Source organism: Pseudomonas aestiva (assembly GCF_039908605.1).
GTDB classification, from domain to species: Bacteria; Pseudomonadota; Gammaproteobacteria; order Pseudomonadales; family Pseudomonadaceae; genus Chryseomonas; species Chryseomonas aestiva.
This window is the reverse complement of the sequence record NZ_CP150916.1, coordinates 4103998-4118773: the sequence shown is the minus strand read 5'-3', so window position 1 is coordinate 4118773 and position 14776 is coordinate 4103998. Positions and strand designations below refer to the sequence as shown.

14 protein-coding genes are annotated in these 14776 nt (G+C 68.0%); 5 read left to right on the top strand and 9 right to left on the bottom strand.

Annotation, left to right across the window (positions count from 1 at the left end; all coding sequences use genetic code 11):
• Window positions 1–116 precede the first annotated feature (116 nt).
• Entirely contained in the window at window positions 117–989 is an 873-nt protein-coding gene (locus tag AABM56_RS19135) for an alpha/beta fold hydrolase (RefSeq protein ID WP_263259596.1), read from the bottom strand.
• A 73-nt stretch (window positions 990–1062) separates the two neighbouring features.
• Here AABM56_RS19135 and AABM56_RS19130 point away from each other — a divergent pair, with 73 nt between their 5' ends.
• Entirely contained in the window at window positions 1063–1626 is a 564-nt protein-coding gene (locus AABM56_RS19130) for a TetR/AcrR family transcriptional regulator (RefSeq protein WP_263259595.1), read from the top strand.
• A gap of 60 nt (window positions 1627–1686) precedes the next feature.
• Window positions 1687–1824: a hypothetical protein gene (locus AABM56_RS19125; RefSeq protein ID WP_166655913.1), complete on the top strand. Its 138-nt coding sequence runs from the start codon at window positions 1687–1689 to the stop codon at window positions 1822–1824.
• Window positions 1825–2092: 268 nt separating this feature from the next.
• On the opposite strand, the gene AABM56_RS19120 is transcribed toward AABM56_RS19125, so the two are convergent.
• From AABM56_RS19120 to AABM56_RS19100, 5 genes are all read right to left on the bottom strand, one after another.
• On the bottom strand, window positions 2093–2869 hold the full coding sequence (locus AABM56_RS19120) for an SDR family oxidoreductase (protein WP_347883630.1): 777 nt from the start codon (window positions 2867–2869) through the stop codon (window positions 2093–2095).
• Window positions 2866–3726: an amidohydrolase gene (locus AABM56_RS19115; RefSeq protein ID WP_133861381.1), complete on the bottom strand. Its 861-nt coding sequence runs from the start codon at window positions 3724–3726 to the stop codon at window positions 2866–2868. The genes AABM56_RS19120 and AABM56_RS19115 overlap by 4 nt, the downstream gene beginning before the upstream one ends.
• Window positions 3723–5015 (bottom strand): L-fuconate dehydratase, encoded by a 1293-nt coding sequence (locus AABM56_RS19110; RefSeq protein ID WP_133861380.1) that lies wholly within the window; start codon window positions 5013–5015, stop codon window positions 3723–3725. The genes AABM56_RS19115 and AABM56_RS19110 overlap by 4 nt, the downstream gene beginning before the upstream one ends.
• Before the next feature lie 106 nt (window positions 5016–5121).
• Entirely contained in the window at window positions 5122–5970 is an 849-nt protein-coding gene (locus AABM56_RS19105) for an ureidoglycolate lyase (protein WP_108582447.1), read from the bottom strand.
• A 43-nt stretch (window positions 5971–6013) separates the two neighbouring features.
• Window positions 6014–6754, bottom strand: a complete 741-nt coding sequence (locus AABM56_RS19100) for an SDR family oxidoreductase (protein WP_263259592.1) — start codon at window positions 6752–6754, stop codon at window positions 6014–6016.
• Window positions 6755–6905: 151 nt separating this feature from the next.
• On the opposite strand from AABM56_RS19100, the gene AABM56_RS19095 reads away from it, so the two are divergent.
• Window positions 6906–7670 (top strand): FadR/GntR family transcriptional regulator, encoded by a 765-nt coding sequence (locus AABM56_RS19095; RefSeq protein ID WP_263259591.1) that lies wholly within the window; start codon window positions 6906–6908, stop codon window positions 7668–7670.
• 491 nt (window positions 7671–8161) lie between these two features.
• The gene (locus AABM56_RS19090) at window positions 8162–8992 is read left to right on the top strand and encodes a PhzF family phenazine biosynthesis protein (protein WP_347883629.1); all 831 of its coding nucleotides are present in this window, start codon (window positions 8162–8164) and stop codon (window positions 8990–8992) included.
• Between the two features lie 7 nt (window positions 8993–8999).
• On the opposite strand, the gene AABM56_RS19085 is transcribed toward AABM56_RS19090, so the two are convergent.
• The gene (locus AABM56_RS19085; protein WP_263259589.1) at window positions 9000–10817 is read right to left on the bottom strand and encodes an alkaline phosphatase family protein; all 1818 of its coding nucleotides are present in this window, start codon (window positions 10815–10817) and stop codon (window positions 9000–9002) included.
• A gap of 132 nt (window positions 10818–10949) precedes the next feature.
• Here AABM56_RS19085 and AABM56_RS19080 point away from each other — a divergent pair, with 132 nt between their 5' ends.
• The gene (locus tag AABM56_RS19080) at window positions 10950–11732 is read left to right on the top strand and encodes an aldolase (protein ID WP_263259588.1); all 783 of its coding nucleotides are present in this window, start codon (window positions 10950–10952) and stop codon (window positions 11730–11732) included.
• Between the two features lie 9 nt (window positions 11733–11741).
• On the opposite strand, the gene AABM56_RS19075 is transcribed toward AABM56_RS19080, so the two are convergent.
• Window positions 11742–12029, bottom strand: coding sequence for a hypothetical protein (locus AABM56_RS19075; protein WP_263259587.1), 288 nt, complete (start codon window positions 12027–12029; stop codon window positions 11742–11744).
• Between the two features lie 370 nt (window positions 12030–12399).
• Entirely contained in the window at window positions 12400–14487 is a 2088-nt protein-coding gene (locus tag AABM56_RS19070; RefSeq protein WP_347883628.1) for a PAS domain-containing protein, read from the bottom strand.
• Window positions 14488–14776 lie beyond the last annotated feature (289 nt).

The following is a 14776-nucleotide window of genomic DNA, read 5'->3' as shown; positions in this document are numbered from 1 at the left end:
TCTCCTTGTTATTCGTGCCGCCACAATGGGACCTGGGGCAGCGGGATGACTGTCCGGAAACGACGGAGAGCTTTTGGAAAAGCGACAGGCACGCCCTGGGGCGGCCTTTTCGGGGCTCAGTTCACGCCCGGTGCCCGGGGCAGGGCGGCGAACCAGTCCAGGGCGCGGTCCCAGAGTGGCTCGGCGCTGGCGCGGAAATAACCCATGTGGCCGATGGCGCCGCCGTGCTGGCGGGGATCGAGGTCTTCGCGCTGCAGGTCGACGTTGCGATAGGCCTGCATGAAGGCGTCGCGCGAGCGCGGCGTGGCCCAGAGATCGTCCAGGGCGTTGACCGCGACGATGGGGGTGCGCACCGCCGCGTAGCCGGCTTCGATGCCCCGCATGGCCGGGTCGTCGAAGAAGTAGTGGGGATAGCTGCACCAGTGGCGCCACTGGCGATAGACGTCGCGCGGCAGGTCTTCGCCCAGGCCCAGGGCGCTCCAGGGGCAATAGCCCTTCCACCAGGTCAGCACCGGCAGCACCAGTTTCCACATGGCCAGCACCTTGAGTCTTTCCAGTGGCGGCATGTAGCCGTACCAGCCGGCGCTGGTGCCGAAGACATAGAAGCCGGCGACCTTGGCGTGGTTGGGCAGGAGGCCGAAGGCATGGCCGCCATAGGAGTGGCCGACCAGGTAGAGGGGGACGTCGCCCTGGGCCATGGCGTCCACGGCGGCGGCGAGGTCCTGGCGCGCCCAGTCCAGCAGGTCCATGCGAAAGCCCTTGAGCGAGGCCGGCGCCGAGCGGCCGACACCGCGATAGTCCAGGGTCAGGGTCTCGAAGCCACGCGCCGCGGCGTGCTGGGCGAAACGCCGGTAGAAGCCCTGGGGCACGGCGGTGGCGCCGGCGACGATCAGCCGTCCCTGCAGCGGCCCCAGGGCGGGATAGCGACTGGTACTGAGGCGATAACCGTCCGCGGTGATCAAATCCTCGACGAGGGCGTCGCTGGGCATGGGGTGGTCCCTATGACAGTTGTTATAATGGCTGGACGGTAGATTATGACGACTGTCATAGCAAGGAGAATGGATGACCGAGCAGTCGACGGTACGGGAACGGGTGGTGGTGGCGGCGTCGGCCATGCTGGCGCAGCATGGCCTCAATGCCACCAGCATCCGCGAGACCATCAAGCGCGCCGAGGCGCCGCTGGGGTCCACCTATCATCACTTTCCCGGCGGCAAGCACCAGCTGGTGGTGGAAGCGGTGGAGCTGGCCGGCGCCCAGGTCAGTCGCGATCTGGAGCGGCAGCTGCAGGCCGGAGCGCTGGCGGGGATCCAGGGCTTTTTGCGCCTGTGGCGCGACATCCTGCTGGACTCGGATTTTCGCGTCGGCTGCCCGGTGATGGCGGTGGCGGTGGAAGAACCGGTGGACGAGATCGCCCAGCGCGAACTGGATGCGGCGGCGGGCATCTATCGCCGCTGGGAGGCGCGCTTGCAGGTGGCGCTGGTCGAGCACGGCCATACAGAGCAAGCGGCCATGGGGCTGGCCACGCTGCTGGTGGCGGCGGTGCAGGGAGTGATCCCGCTGTGCCGGGCCCAGCGCAGCATCGACCCCTTCGACCGGGTGGCCGAACGTCTGGTGGCGCTGGTCTAGCGGGAACGCCACCAGGGCTGGCGGACTCCACCGAGGGCACTTCTTTTATTGGAGTACCTCATGAATCCCGAACCCGCGGACGACCAGCAGACCCCCCACGACTACGACGAATACGGCGACGTGCCGGATTCGGCGAACACCACCACCACCGAGGAGCGCGAAGACCAGGACGACAGTCCCTTGAGTCCGAAGCGTTAGCGAGTTGGGTGCCCGGCGGGTGGACAAGGCTGCGCCGTTGTCCACGCTACAGGTGCCTTGCCGTGGTCCTCTTCGTTGGGCTTCGCTGTGCTCAGCGCCAACCTACGTCGAGCGCGCGGCTTTTTCACGCGCCGATGATCTCGGCTAACGCCGAACCTGAACAGGATCCGCTGAACCGCCCGCTCTCCCTCTGGGAGAGGGTTGGGGTGAGGGCGCCTGCCCCCTTGTTGGGCTTCGCTACGCTCAGCGCCAACCTACGGCCATGTCTTCACGTCAACGCCCGATCCAGATGCAGGTAGCCGCCGTCGACGCTTAGCCACTGGCCGGTGGTATGGCTGGAGCGTGGCGACAGCAGGAAGGCCACGGTGTCGGCGATCTCCTCCGGGGTGGTCATGCGGCGGCCGAGGGGGATGCGCGCGGTGATGGCGGCGAGCTTGGCGGCGGGGTCGGGAAAGCCCTGCAGCCAGCGTTCGTAGAGCGGGGTCATCACCTCGGCGGGGATCACCGCGTTGACGCGGATGCCGTCGTCCAGCAGCGAGGCAGCCCATTCCCGGGTCAGCGCCAGCACGCCGCCCTTGGCCGCGGTGTAGCCGCTGGTGTCGCCCTGGCCGGAAAGGGCGGTCTTGGAGGCGATGTTGACGATGGCGCCGGTGCTGGCGCGCAGCGCCGGCAGGCAGAGGTGCGCCAGATGGTAGTAGTGCACCAGGTTGCGTTCCAGGGAGGCGACGAAGGCGGCGCGACCGGCGCTGAGACTCACGCCATCGTTAACCCCGGCGTTGTTGACCAAGCCATCGATGCGCCCATAGGCGTCTTGCACGGCGGCCACGGTTCGCTCGCAGGCGGCTTCGTCGCACAGCTCCACGGTGAAGGCCCGCGCCCTGGGCTGACGTTCGGCCAGTTGCGCGGCGAAGTCGGCTGCCAGCGGCTCGCGGGCGAGGATCACCGGGATGGCGCCCTCGGCGGCCAGGGCCAGGGAGATGGCGGCGCCGATGCCGGAGCCGCCGCCGCTGACCAGGAACACCTTGTCGGTCAGCTGCAGATTCATGCCACCTTCTCCCGGGGCTGGGTGCCGAGGCCATAGAGGCGGGCCGCGTTGCCGCCAAAGACCGCTTCGCGCTCACTGGGCGTGAGATCCAGCAGCGCCTGTTCGGCCAGGTCGACCACCTCGGCGTAACTGGCGGCCAGGGTGCAGACCGGCCAGTCGGAGCCGAACAGCAGCCGCTCCGGCCCGAAGGCCTCCAGGGCGATGCGCGCATAGGGCAGCAACTGCTCCGCCTGCCAGCCGTGCCAGTCGGCCTCGGTGACTAGCCCGGACAGCTTGCAATGCACATGGGGCAGCCGCGCCAGGGGCGCCAGCAACCGGGCGTATTCCGCAGGCGCCACGCGGCCCGGCGGCTTGCCCAGGTGGTCCAGCACCAGCACGCCATGGTCATGGCGGGCGGCGAAGGCGGTGGCGGCGGGCAGGGTCTCGGCGTGGATCAGCAGTTCATAGAGATAGCCATGCCGCTGCAGGGTGGCGACGCCCTGGTTGGCGGCGGCATCGGCCAGCCAGGCGCCGGGATCGGCCTCGTCCTGCACCGGATGGCGAAAACCGCGCAGGTGACGACTGCCCTGGCGACGTTCCAGGCGTGCCACCAGGTCGGCGGCGCGCAGGTCGGTCCAGCCGACCACCGCCTGCACCCAGGGCGTCCGGGCGGCGAGGTCGAGGAGAAAATCCGTCTCTTCTTCCAGGGTGCGCGCCTGGACGGCGACGCAGCCGTCGAAACCGGCCCGCTGCAGGTGCGGTTGCAGATCGGCGGGCAGGTGGTCCCTTTGCAGGCCGGCCATGCGCCCGTCGATCCAGGCGAATTCGGCCGGCCGATAACGCCAGAAGTGCTGGTGGGCATCCAGGCGCGGGCTCATGACGGCTGTCCTCCGGCATGGCGGTAGCGCGCGCGGGAGGCGGCCTTGATGGCGATGGAGAACCCCGGCGCCTGGGGTGCCAGGTAGGCGGCGCCGCGCACCCGGCAGGGGTCCTCGAAGTGTTCGTGGAGGTGGTCGACGTATTCCACCACCCGGCCCTCATGGGTGCCGGCGACGCAGAGGTAGTCGATCATCGCCAGGTGTTGCACGTATTCGCAGAGACCCACGCCGCCGGCATGGGGGCAGACCGGCAGGTCGTACTTGGCGGCCATCAGCTGCACCGCCAGCACCTCGTTGAGGCCGCCCAGGCGGCAGGCGTCGAGCTGCACCACGTCCAGGCCGCCGCGCATGATGAATTGCTTGAAGAGGATGCGGTTCTGGCACATCTCGCCGGTGGCCACCTTGACCGGCGCTACCGCCTCGCGGATGGCGCGATGGCCTTCGACGTCATCAGGGCTGGTGGGCTCCTCGATGAACCAGGGCTTGGCGAACGCCAGTTCGCGCACCCAGTCGATGGCCTCGCCGACTTCCCACACCTGGTTGGCGTCGATCATCAGGTGGCGCTCGGGACCGATCACCTCGCGGGCGATGCGCACCCGGCGGATGTCGTCGGCGAGATCGCGACCGACCTTGAGCTTGATATGGGAGAAGCCGGCGTCGATGGCCTCCTGGCAGAGGCGGCGCAACTTGTCGTCGGGATAGCCGAGCCAGCCGGCCGAGGTGGTGTAGCAGGGATAGCCCTCGGCTTCGAGGCGCTGCAGCCGCTCGGCCTTGCCCTCGGCGCGCTGGCGCAGCAGAGCCAGGGCCTCTTCGGGAGTGATGCAGTCGGTGAGATAGCGGAAGTCGATGCAGCGCACCAGCTCCTCGGGGCTCATCTCCGCCACCAGGCGCCAGACCGGCTTGCCCACGGCGCGCGCCCAGAGGTCCCAGGCGGCGTTGACCACCGCGCCGGTGGCCAGGTGGATGGCACCCTTGTCCGGGCCGATCCAGCGCAGCTGGCTGTCGCCGGTGATATGGCGCCAGAAGCGGCCCGGATCCTCCTGGATCCACTCCAGGGTCAGGCCGCGCACCCGCGGCTCCAGGGCGCGCAGGGCGGCGCAGCAGATCTCGTTGCCGCGGCCGATGGTGAAGGTGAGGCCGTGACCCTCCAGTCCCGGCTGGTCGGTCTGCAGGATGACGTAGGCGGCGGAGTAGTCCGGATCGGGGTTCATGGCATCGGAGCCATCCAGCGCCTGGCTGGTGGGGAAGCGGATGTCTTCGATCTGCAGGCCGGTAATTGTTGTTGGCATGGCGCTGTCCTCGAGGGGGTTTCGCGGGCTGAGCGAGCCCGGCCCCGTGCCCGCTCGATGAAAGCGGGCACGGGGAGGCTGATAGGCAGGGATGGGGCTGTCGGGTCTAGTCGGCGGCGACGGTGCGCTGGTGCTGCTCGCCCAGGCCCTGGATGCCCAGGCGCATTTCCTGGCCGGGCTTGAGGTACACCGACTGCGGCTTGACGCCCATGCCCACGCCCGGCGGGGTGCCGGTGGAGATGACGTCACCCGGTTGCAGGCTCATGCAGCGGCTGAGGTAGGCGATGATCTGGGCCACCGTGAAGATCATGGTGCGGGTGTTGCCGTTCTGGTAGCGGTGGCCGTCCACCTCCAGCCAGAGATCGAGATTTTGCGGATCGGCCACCTCGTCGGCGGTGACCAGCCAGGGGCCGAGCGGGCCGAAGGTGTCGAAGCCCTTGCCCTTGTCCCAGGTGCCGCCGCGTTCGAGTTGCCACTCGCGCTCGGAGACGTCGTTGACCACGCAATAGCCGGCCACGTGATCCAGGGCATTGGCCTCGTCGATGTAGCGCCCGGCCTTGCCGATCACCACGCCCAGCTCCACTTCCCAGTCGGTCTTGGTCGAGTCGCGGGGGATCTGCACCGCGTCGTTGGGACCGCAGATGGCGCTGGTCCACTTGTTGAACACCACCGGCTCCTTGGGCACGTCCAGGCCGGATTCGGCGGCGTGGTCGGCGTAGTTGAGGCCAATGCAGATGAACTTGCCGACCCGGCCCACGCAGGGGCCCAGGCGCGGCGTGCCGTCCACCAGCGGCAGACTGTTCGGGTCCAGCTGGCGCAAGCGGGCCAGGGACTCGGCGCCGAGCGCCTCGCCGGCGAGGTCGGCCACCTGGCCGGAGAGATCGCGAAGTCGGCCCTGGGCATCCAGCAGACCGGGTTTTTCCTGGCCCTGGGGGCCGTAGCGCAAGAGTTTCATCGGAGCTCCTATGAGGGGAAAAGGGTGCGGACGAAAAACGGCGTCAGACGCTCCAGCCACCATCGATCACCTGGGCGGTCCCGGTGACGAAGGCGGCGGCGTCGGAGGCAAGATACAGGGCGAGCGCGGCGATCTCCTCCGGCCGACCGACGCGACCCATCGGCTGGCGGGCGGCGAAGGCGGCCTGCACCTCGGCTTCGCTACGGCCTTCGCGGGCGGCCTGGTCGGCGATGCGCTGGTGCAGCGAGGGGGAATCCACGGTGCCGGGGCAGATGGCGTTGCAGCGGATGCCCTGGCCGACATAGTCGGCGGCCACCGACTTGGTCAGGCCGATCACCGCCGCCTTGCTGGCGCCATAGGCGCAGCGATTGGCCACGCCCTTGAGGCTGGAGGCGATCGAGGCCATGTTGATGATGCAGCCGCCGCTCTGGGCCAGCATGCCGGGCAGCACGGCGCGGATCATCCGGTACATGGCGGTGGCATTGAGTTCGAAGGAGAAGCGCCAGGCCTCTTCGTCGCAATCGAGGATGCTGCCGGCGTGGACATAGCCGGCGCAGTTGAACAGCACGTCGAAGCTGCCCAGCTCGGCGACCAGGGCGGTCACGGCGGCCGCGTCGGTGACGTCGAGCACCCGGGTCTGCAGCCCTTCGAGGCTGTCCAGGGCGGCGGCATTGATGTCGGTGGCGATGACCTCGGCACCGGCGCGATGGAAGGCGAGGGCGGTGGCCCGGCCGATCCCCTGGCCGGCGGCGGTGACCAGGACGCGTTTGCCTGCGTGACTCATGTGGAGACCTCTTGGCTGATTATTGTTGTGAGTTGCCCGACCGCCAGCGGTCAATGGTCAGGCCATTGGTCCTATTGTTTAGACCCTGCTAGGCTCTCAGGCAAGGATTTTTTCGCGGCAGACTGCGCGAGCTGCATGAGACGAGACCGCCATGCCCCTTCAGGTGATTGAAAAACCACGGCTTTACCGGCAGATCGCCGACCAGTTGCGCGCCCTCATCGACGGCGGCGAATACCCGCCGGGCAGTTGCCTGCCCGCCGAGCGCGAACTGGCCAAGCAACTGGGGGTGAGTCGCGCCTCGGTGCGCGAGGCGCTGATCGCCCTGGAGGTGATCGGCCTGGTGGACGTGCGCGTCGGCGACGGTGTGCGAGTCTGCGCCCCCAGTGCCCCGCCGCCACCGGACACCCCGGTGCTGGAGCTGGCCGGGCGCGGCCAGTGGGCGGAAATGGATCCGGAGCTGAGCCTGGCGCTGGATCTGGACGCCGAGATCCCGCCCTTCGCCCTGCTGCAGGCGCGCCGCCTGGTGGAACCGGAAGCCGCCGCCCTGGCCGCCCGGCACGCCAGCGCCAGCGAACTGGCCGGCATCCGCGCTGCCTATTTTCGCAACGTCGAGGATAATCGCCTGGGCTCCACCACCCATCCCGGCGACCGGCTGTTCCATATCCGCATCGCCCAGGCCAGCGGCAATCCGGCCTATGCGCTGCTGCTGCGCCACCTGCTCGGCCATCGCTACGGCAGCATGTTCCAGCTCCTGCAGCGCCGCTACACCCCGGGAGACATGCCCGACCGCTCCCAGCAGGAGCACCTCGCCATCCTCGACGCCCTGGAAGCCCACGACCCCGACGCCGCCCGCCAGGCCATGGCCGCGCACCTCGATGCGGTGACCCGCATCTTCGCGCGGCCGGCAGTGGAGTGAGGGTGCCGTACCTGCGTTGGGCTTCGCTGCGCTCAGCGCCAACCTACGGGTGGGCGGCGGATTCGTGGACAAGGCTGCGCCGTTGTCCACGCTACGGAGTGGCGCCATCACCGCTCGAAACCGCCCCCTCTCCCTCTGGGAGAGGGTTGGGGTGAGGGCGGGTGGTCCGACCGTTGGGCTTCACTGTGCTCAGCGCCAACCTGCGAGGGATCTACGGACTGTGGACAAGGCTGCGCCGTTGTCCACGCTACGGAGTGGCGCCAACCTCCGCGCAGAACCGCCCCCTCTCCCTCCGGGAGAGGGCTGGGGTGAGGGCAAGCCCCGCGTCGATGCCGTAGGGCAACACCGTAGAGTGGAAAACCGCGCAGCGTTTTCCACGCGAATCCCACGCGCAACACCCTTCTGTACGGCCCCTTGGCCACCTGACTGTGGCTGTTCCTAGCGCCTGCCGACCGCGGACAATCGGCTCTTTGCCCCAGGAGTCCGCCGTCATGTCCCTCGTCTTTCATCAGGTCGATGTCTTCGCCCAGCGCCCCCTGGAGGGCAATGCCCTGGCGGTGGTCTGTGGCGCCGATGGGCTTTCCACCGCGCAGATGGCCGCCCTGGCGCGCTGGACCAACCTGTCGGAGACCACCTTTCTCCTCGAACCCACCGATCCAGCGGCGGACTACCAGGTGCGCATCTTCACCCCGCAGCGCGAGCTACCCTTCGCCGGTCATCCGACCCTGGGCAGCTGCCATGTCTGGTTGCGTGAAGGCGGACGACCCAAGGGCGGCGAGGTGATCCAGGAATGCGGCGCCGGCCTGGTGGCGATCCGTGCCGCCGGAGAGGAACTGGCCTTTGCCGCGCCGCCGCTGGTGCGAGGCGGCGCGGTGGAGCCCGAGGTCCTGGCACGCATCGCCCGCGGCACCGGTCTTTCGCCCGAACGCATCCAGGCCAGCCAGTGGGCCGACAACGGTCCCGGCTGGGTCGCGGTGCTTCTGGAGAGTCGTGAGGACTTGCTGGCGATCCGCCCGGACTATGCCGCCCTGGAAGGCCTCAACGTCGGCCTGATCGCCCCCTGGACGGGCAGCGATGCCGAGGCGCAATTCGAGGTGCGCGCCCTGATGGGCGAGGAATTCGCCGAAGACCCGGTCACCGGCAGCCTCAACGCCAGCCTGGCGCAGTGGCTGATCCCGGCGGGCCTGGCGCCGGAGCGCTACCTGGCCAGCCAGGGCACGGCGCTGGGCCGGCGCGGCCGGGTACGGGTAGCCCGTATCGCCGACCGCATCTGGGTGGGGGGCGTGGTGCAGGACTGCATCCGCGGCACCCTTAGCCTCTAGGCATGGATCACAGCCCGACCGAGCGTCCCTTGAAGCCGGCGGCATCGAAGTAGCGGGTGTCGCCGACATTCTGGGTCTTGAGTTCGGTGACCAGCCCGCCCGCCGCCGGTGCCGAGCGCTGCACCTGGTGGCTGGCCTTGACCGGCTTGCCGCTCTCCAGACTCTCGCCGATCACCCGACCGACCAGTTGCCCCTTGGCCGGGATCTGCAGGTGTAAGAGGTGCGCCAGGGTCTGTCCAACGTCGGCGTTGCTGACCGGACTCAGGTCGACGAAGCCCTTGCGGAAGTCCGGACCGATGGCCGCCATGAAGTTGTGGGTATCGCCGCGGCTGAAGCTGCCGTGCATGCCCTGGCCCTGCTGCAGCCCGGTGTCGGCCACTTCCACGGCGCAGACGTCGGGTTTGCCGCAGCCGCTGTCATAGGAGCGGAAGTTGACCACGATGGCCGGATAGGGGGTGAGCGCCGAGCCCTTGAGGTTGATCGCCGAGAGCGGCAGGGTGCCGGGGATCTTGCCCAGGTCGTCGTCGACGAACAGGCCGCTAACGTAATCCTGCTTGAGCAGCGCCGCGACCACCTTGGGCGCCAGCGCCTTGGCATCGCCCTGGGGCAGATAGACCAGGTCCGAACCGCCGTTGGCCGCCACCACCACCTCCGGCTTGGCCGCGTCGGGGCCGATCAGGCCATTGGCCTTGCTCGGGTGCTGGCCCTGGTCCATCGCCACCGCGGCGCCCTTGGCGTCCGGATCGAGCAGCGGCAATCTCAGCGCGGCGGCGAGATCCAGGGCGAGGAAGCCGGGTGGCAGCTGCCCCTTGGGCACGTCGGGGTAGCTGGCCTTGGCCGCCGGACTGGTCTTGCTCTCCTTGGAGATGGTGGAGAAGCCGTGGTCGGCGCTGACGAAGATGTCGGTGTTGCCGTCCAGGCCCAACTCCTTCAGCCGGGCGCGCAGGGCGCCGAGGTTGGCGTCGACGTTGCGGATGGCGGCCAGGCTGGTGGGGCCGTTGATGCCCGGGGTGACCTTGCCCAGGCTGTCGCCCTGGTTGTGCTGGGTGCCGTCGGGATCGCGTGACCAGAACACCAGCACGAAGGGTTTGCCGCTTTCCTTGAAACGCGGCAGCAGCACCTGGTTGGTGACGTCGAGGAAGTAGCGTTGCTGCTCGACGTTGGCGCTCAGGGTGCCCGGCGTGGTGGCGTTGCCGGCCTTGCCGTTGGCGCCCCGGCTCGGGGCTTCCAGCGGCAGACCGGCCTGTTTCAGGGCGTCCTGCATGGCCGCGCTCAGGGGAATGCCGGTGGGATGGCCGGTGGAGTCGTCGACGATCACCGTCTTCTCGCCGTCGCGGGCGGTCACGTCCTGGATGGCCACCGGGCCGAGCTTGCCGACGGCGGCGGTGGAGAGGCCCGCCTGGCGCGCGGCGGCGAGCAGGGTTTCCTCGTCCAGGTAGTTGCCGGCGAAGTGCTCGTCGACGTCGCCCAGCACCTCGTCGTTTTCCAGGAAGGGCGTGACGCTGTTGTTCGCCCCTGGAACCGGGAAGCCGGTGTAGATCGTGTTACTGAAATCCCCGGTGTCGCCCAGGTAGTGCCCGGTGGCCAGAGCCGAGGCATTGGGCGTGGTGAAGGTCGGGAACAGCGAGTGGCTGTTCTGGAAGTTCACGCCCTCGCGCCGCAGCTGGGTCAGATTCGGTGCGGTCTGGGCATCGACGATATTGGCGCGCAGGCCATCGGGAATGAAGAGGATGACGTTGCGCGCCGGTTCCGCGGCCATGACGGCCGAGCTGGCAAGAAGGGCGAGACTGCAGGCACGGGCAAGACGGGTAGGAAGGAACGTCATGGAAGATTCTCTGCGCAGGTGGAAAGACAGCAGAGATGTAACAAGGGATTGCTGCAATTTTATGATGACAACGCCATGACAGGGGGCGGCATCCTTTGTGCAACGCCTGGGTCCCCGTCCAAGGAGCTGCCCATGGCCCACGCCTTCGAGAGTACCGTCGCCGCTACCCGTCACCGTGATCTGGATACCCCGGTCATCCGCCAGGCCCGCATCGATCTCGCCGCCTGTTTTCGCATGGCCGCTCGCCTGGGCCTGGGCGAGGGGATCTGCAATCACTTTTCCTTCGTGGTGCCCGGCCACGACGACCTGTTCCTGGTCAATCCCTATGGCCTGGCCTTCGCCGAGGTTACGGCGTCCTCGCTGCTGATCTGCGACTTCGCGGGCGGTGTGGTCGTGGGGGAGGGGGCACCCGAGGCCACCGCCTTTTATATCCATGCCCAGCTGCACCGGCTCAATCCCCAGGCGCGGGCGGCCTTCCACACCCATATGCCCCACGCCACGGCGCTCTGCCTGCTGGAGGGCGACCCCTTCGTCTGGGCCGGGCAGACCGCGCTGAAATTCTATGACCGCCTGAGCGTGGACGAGGACTACAACGGCCTGGCGCTGGATGCGGCCGAAGGCGAACGCATCGCTCGGGCGGCGGGTGACGCGGCGGTGGTCATGCTGAAGAATCACGGACCGCTGGTGCTGGGGCCGAGCATCGCCGAGGCCTGGGACGATCTCTACTACCTGGAGCGCGCCGCCGAGGTGCAACTCAAGGCCATGGCCAGCGGCCGGCCGTTGAAGCCAGTGGCACCGGCCATCGCGCACGCCGCCTGCCAGCAGCTGCTGCAGGGCAACGCCGACAGCGCCCGGCTGCATCTGGAAAGCGTGAAGCGCCAGCTGCTGCGGCTGGAGCCGGATTATCGGGACTGAAAGGGACGATCAGCCGCCGCGGCTGCGACGCTGCGGCAAGGCCTGCGGTTGCGGTTGCGGAGTGGAGCGTTCCAGCGCGGCGGCCGCGACCGCGGGCAGCTGGGCATCCAGTTGTTCGACCAGCCGCTCGCGCAACTGGCGCTTGAGCTCGCGACTCATGTCCAGCTGCCCATGATGATCCAGCGCCAGAAAGCCCTGGCGGAGCAGATCGATGGACAGGGACTGGACGTCGGCGCCGAGGGGGCAGACATCGAAGGCGAGCGACTGAGCGTGGGCTGACGGCATCCTGGTGATCATGACTGTCCCTCCTGGACCTGAGCCTCATCTTGCCAGGCCCGGCAGAGGGCGCTGCAGTGGCAAAGCGCGGACCCGTGGACTGCTGCGCATTTTGTCGACGCGAAAAAAAAGCCCGGGATCCTCCCGGGCTAAAAGCGCAGATGTCAGCTTCTACGATGCCTTTCGGCATGGAGGAGAGCTTGCCACCGCCCGCCTTATGGCTGCCTTAACGCCGCTAGCGAATCAACTCGGCCAGCAGGGCCATGCAGGCGATGGCGGTAAAGATCAGCAGCAGGTGAAGCAAGGAGAGCTTGTCCATGGTCGAGGGCACGGGTAGCGACGCAGATGGCCGATGATAGCAAAGAGCTATCAGGTGTTGCCCGGTCGCCGCTCAGGACGGCTGCAGCATCGCCTGGATTCGTCGCTCCAGGGTATCCAGGGTGAAGGGCTTGGTCAGGACCCGCATGCCGGCGTCGAGATCGCCGTCCCCGATGACATTGGCCTCGGCATAGCCGGTGATGAACAGCACCGGCAACTGCGGCCGTAGCCGGCGCAGGGCATCGGCCAGTTGGCGGCCATTGAGCGTCCCCGGCAGGCCGACGTCGGTCACCAGCAGATCCAGAGGGGTAGCAGACGTGACCAGTGCCAGGGCGGTGGCGGCATCGGCTGCCTCCAGCACCTGGTAGCCCTGGGCGAGCATGGCATCCACCAGCAGGGTGCGGATGGTCGGCTCGTCATCCACCACCAGGATGGTCTCGCCCTGGCCGGGCCGGCTGGGTTCGAGCTCGGGATAGACCGGCGCGCTGGCCACCGGTGCCAGGCGCTGGCGCGGCAGATAGAGATGTACCCAGGTACCGGCGCCGGGCGCGGAGTCGATGCGGATCTCGCCACCCGACTGCAGCACGAAGCCGTGCACCATGGACAATCCCAGCCCGGTGCCCTGGCCAATGGGTTTGGTGGTGAAGAAGGGGTCGAAGGCCCTGTCGAGGACCTCGTCGCTCATGCCGCTGCCGGTATCGCCCACGCTCAGGCGCACATAGTCACCCGGGGGCAGCGCCTGGCGCTCGGCCTGGGTCTCGTCCAGGCGCTCGTTGCTCAGGACGATACGGATGCGCCCGCCGTCGGGCATGGCGTCGCGGGCGTTGAGGCAGAGGTTGAGCAGGGCGTTTTCCAGCTGCGCGCCGTCGATGTGGGTCAGCCAGAGCCTGGGATCGGCCTCGCGCTCCAGGGCGATCTGCGGGCCGATGCTGCGCTGGATGAGGTCTTCCAGACCGATGACCAGTTGCTCCAGGGCCACCGGCTGCGGATCCAGGGTCTGGCGACGGGAAAAGGCCAGCAACCGGTGGGTCAGGGCGGCGGCGCGCTGGGCGGCGCTGCGGGCGGTGCCGGTGTAGCGTTCGAGGTCCTGCAGCCGGCCCTGGCGCAGGCGCAGGTCGAGCAATTCCAGCGAACCGAGGATGCCGGTCAGCAGGTTGTTGAAGTCATGGGCGATGCCACCGGTGAGCTGGCCGACGGCCTCCATCTTCTGCGATTGCCGCAGGGCTTCTTCCATGAGCCGGATGCGCTCCTGCTCGTTGAGGCGCTCGGTGACGTCATAGGCGAACTGATAGGCGCCGATGCGCTGGCCCTCGGCGTCGAGCAGCGGACTGAATTGCAATTCGTAATGATGCTGCAGCGATCCCCTGTGCACCGAGATGATGGTGCTGAAGGTCTCGCCGGCGAAGGCGCGGCGCCAGTGCGCGAGGATGCCGTCACGCAGGTCAGGCCGCCGCTTCAGGCTTTCGCTGAAGGAGTCGCCGATGCGCGGCCTTACCCCGATCACCTCTTCGAACACCTCGGCGCCGGAGCCGTTGACCGCCAGCCAGCGGAAATCGAAGTCCAGTACGTGGATCATGGAGCTGGCGGCATCCACCACGTTGGCCAGGATGCGATTGGCGACCAGCGCCGCCTGCACCCGCTCTTCGAGGGTTTCGTTGAGTTGCCGCAGGGCCACCTCGGCACGCTTGCGAGGGGTGATGTCCTGGAACAGCACGGCGACCTGGCGGCGGCTGGCCGGCTCGATGCGAAAGGCGGTCAGCTCCAGGTAGCGCCCGGTGGCCACCAGTTCCTGCTCGAAGCGGATGGCTTCGCCCGTACGCAGCACATGGCCATAGCGATCCAGCCAGGCCTGGGCCTCGTCGCCGACCATGTCGCGCAAATTCTGGCCCACCACGTTGGGAATGCCGGCATGGGCGGCATAGGCCGGATTAGCCTCGACATGCACGTAGTCGCTCAGCGGCCCATGGGGGCCGTCGATGAATTCGATGATGCAGAAGCCTTCATCCATGGCGTTGAACAGGAACTGGTAGCGTTCGCTGGCCAGGGTCGTGCTGTTTTCAGGAGGCGCAACGCGGGCGTCGAGCTGCTGGCGCAGCTGCTGATTGCTCTGCTCCAGCTCGGCAAGGCGCGCCAGCAGGGAAGGGATGTCGGCGACAGGCACGGCAGGCTCGGCAAGAGGGATGAGGCGACGGCTTCGCTTCAAAGACCGGCATTAGACGACCCGGGATGAGAAAGTGCCAGGCGCGTCACAGATTCTTCACGGCGGTGTCCACGGGCCGGGCGGGTGCCAGGCGCGAGCACCAAGGCGGGCTTGAGAGGCCCGGGTCTAGCCTCTTGAGAGATGTCTGACCACTCTGCTTTGGGTGGATTGACACCTTCGAAAGTCACTCATACGATGTCATATGAATATCTGGTAACAGCTTTCCAACGACCCCGGTTCACGCCGGTCA